This is a genomic window from Verrucosispora sp. SN26_14.1, from assembly GCF_004307965.1.
Taxonomy (GTDB): Bacteria; Actinomycetota; Actinomycetes; order Mycobacteriales; family Micromonosporaceae; genus Micromonospora.
In genome coordinates this window covers 1-2,565 of the sequence record NZ_SISL01000647.1, presented here as the reverse complement: position 1 = coordinate 2,565, position 2,565 = coordinate 1, and the positions used below count along the sequence as shown (strand labels likewise).

The following is a 2,565-nucleotide window of genomic DNA, read 5'->3' as shown; positions in this document are numbered from 1 at the left end:
TGCCGGTCGCGCCCGCCTGGCCGCTGCCGCGCCGCGCGCAGATCCTCGCCGGAGCGGGCGTACGCGCGGTGCTCGGCGACACCGACGACGACCTCGACGGGGCCCCCGCCGACGCGGTCCGCTGGCGGCTGTCCGACCTGCCCGACGGTGACCTGCCCGACGCCGAGGTCACCGACGAGCCGGAGGCCCTGGCGTACGTCATCTTCACCTCCGGCACCACCGGCACGCCGAAGGGCGTGATGATCCGGCACCAGAGCGCGGCGAACACCATCGTGGACGTCAACACGCGCTTCGGTGTCGGGGCCGCCGACCGGGTGCTGGCCGTCTCGGAGTTCACCTTCGACCTCTCCTTGTACGACGTCTTCGGTCTGCTGGCCGTCGGCGGCGCCGTGGTCGTCCCCGATCCGGGTCAGGCCCGCGAGGTGGTGCACCTGCACGAGCTGGCCGTCCGGGCGGGCGTGACGGTGTGGAACTCGGTGCCGGCCTACCTGGCGATGTTCGTCGACTACGTCCGGGCGGCGGCGGACCGCGCGCGCCCGGAGCCGCTGCGGGTGGCGATGGTCAGCGGGGACTGGGTGCCGTTGTCGCTCGGCCGCGAACTGGCCGAGATCGCCCCGAGGGCCCGGTGCATGGCGCTCGGCGGGGCCACCGAGGCGTCGATCTGGTCGAACTGGTTCGACGTGCCCGCCCGGGTGCCCCCGGAGTGGACCAGCGTGCCGTACGGCTGGCCGCTGCGGAACCAGCGCTTCCACGTCCTGGACTCCCGACTCGCCCACCGGCCCGACTGGGTGCCCGGTGACCTGTACATCGCCGGGCGGGGGCTGGCCGACGGGTACCTGCACGCGCCGGAGCTGACCGCCGCCGCCTTCGTCACCCACCCGGTCACCGGCGAACGGCTCTACCGCACCGGCGACCTGGGCCGGTACCGCCCGGACGGGGTGATCGAGTTCCTCGGCCGCGACGACCCGCAGGTGAAGATCAACGGCTTCCGGGTGGAACTGGGTGAGATCGAGGCGGCGCTGGTCGCGCAGCCGGGGGTGACCGACGCCGTGGTGGTCGCCCGCCGGGGCGAGCGGGGCGCGTCGCTGGTCGCCTTCGTGTCCGCCGAGGCGGCGAAGCCGGACCTCGCCGACGAGGTCCGCGCGGCGCTCGGCGCGACGCTGCCCGCGTACCTGGTGCCGCCGGTGATCGAGGTACGGGAGGCGTTGCCGCTGACCGGCAACGGCAAGGTGGACCGGGCCGCCCTGGTCGCGGACGCGGCCGGTCTGGCACCGGGCGGCGGACGGTTCCGCGCCCCGCACACCGCCACCCAGCGGCGACTGGCCACGCTCTGGTCGGACCTGCTCGACCTGCCCTCGGTCGGCGTCGACGACCCGTTCTTCGCCCTCGGCGGCAGCTCGTTGCAGGCGGCGCAACTGATGAACCGGGTCGAGCGGGAGTTCGGCAGCCGGCTCCCGTTGGCCGCCCTCTACCAGCACCGGACCGTCGCCGAGCTGGCCCGTCTGCTCGACGAGCGGGACGCGGGCGCCGGGGCGTCGCCGGTGCAGTCGCTGGCTCCCGGTGACGGCACGCCGGTCGTGCTGATCCACCCGGTCGGCGGCGACCTGCTCTGTTACCGCGAGCTGGTCGCGCGGCTGCCGGAGGGCTGGCCGGTGCTGGGGGTCGCCTCGCCCGCGCTGGACGGTACGGCCACCGTGCCGCCGACCCTGACCGAGCTGGCCCGCGCCTACCGGGACGCGCTGAGCGCCACGCTGCCGGCGGACACCCCGGTACGCCTGGTCGGCTGGTCGCTCGGCGCGGTGCTGGCCTACGAGGTGGGTCGGCAGTTGACCGAGGCGGGGCGTACCTGCACGGCGGTGCTGATCGACCCCTGGGTCGGCCCGCCCGGCACGGTCGCCGAGCCGAGCGCCGCCGAACTGGTCCGCGCGTTCCTGACCGACGTGACCCGGGGCGAGGTGGACGAGAACGCCCCGGTCGACGCGGACGCCTCCGGGGTGGAGGCGTTGCGGGCGGCCTGGCCGCAGGTGGCCGCCGCCCGCCCGGAGCTGGCGTCGCTGGGCCTGGACTCGGCCGAGCGGCTGTTCGGGGTCTTCGCCGCGCACACCCGGGCGCTGGTGCGCTACCCGGTGCCGGCGGCACCGGGCCTCACCGTGCACCTGCTGGAGGCCCGGACCGCGCTGGGCGGCGCGGCCGGCGGCTATCTGGTGCCGTTGGGCGAACGGCTTCCCGAGGGTGCCGTGACGACCCGCCGGCAGGTGACCGGCGACCACTTCGCGGTGACCGATCCGGTCATGGTGGCGCCGACCGCCGCCGTGGTGACCGACGTCCTGACCGCGTCCTGACCGACGGACGCCCGGGGTACGGAATCCGTACCCCGGGCGCGTGGTCGGCGGGTGGTGCGGTGGTTCAGCCCCGGTGCAGCCGCGCGATCAGATCGGCGCGGATGCCCGGACGGGTGCCGAAGACCAGCAGGAACAACGCCTCCCGCATCAGCCGCTCGGCCGGGCCGTGCCGCAGCACGGCGGCGCTGCCCGTGGCGTACGCGGCGGCGGGTGTCGGCCCCGG

At 75.7% G+C, this 2,565-nt stretch carries 1 protein-coding gene; it reads left to right on the top strand.

The features are described 5' to 3' along the window. A partial coding sequence (locus EYA84_RS30375; protein ID WP_131057653.1) for an amino acid adenylation domain-containing protein occupies positions 1–2,342 on the top strand: 2,342 nt, incomplete at its 5' end. Positions 2,343–2,565: the final 223 nt, after the last annotated feature.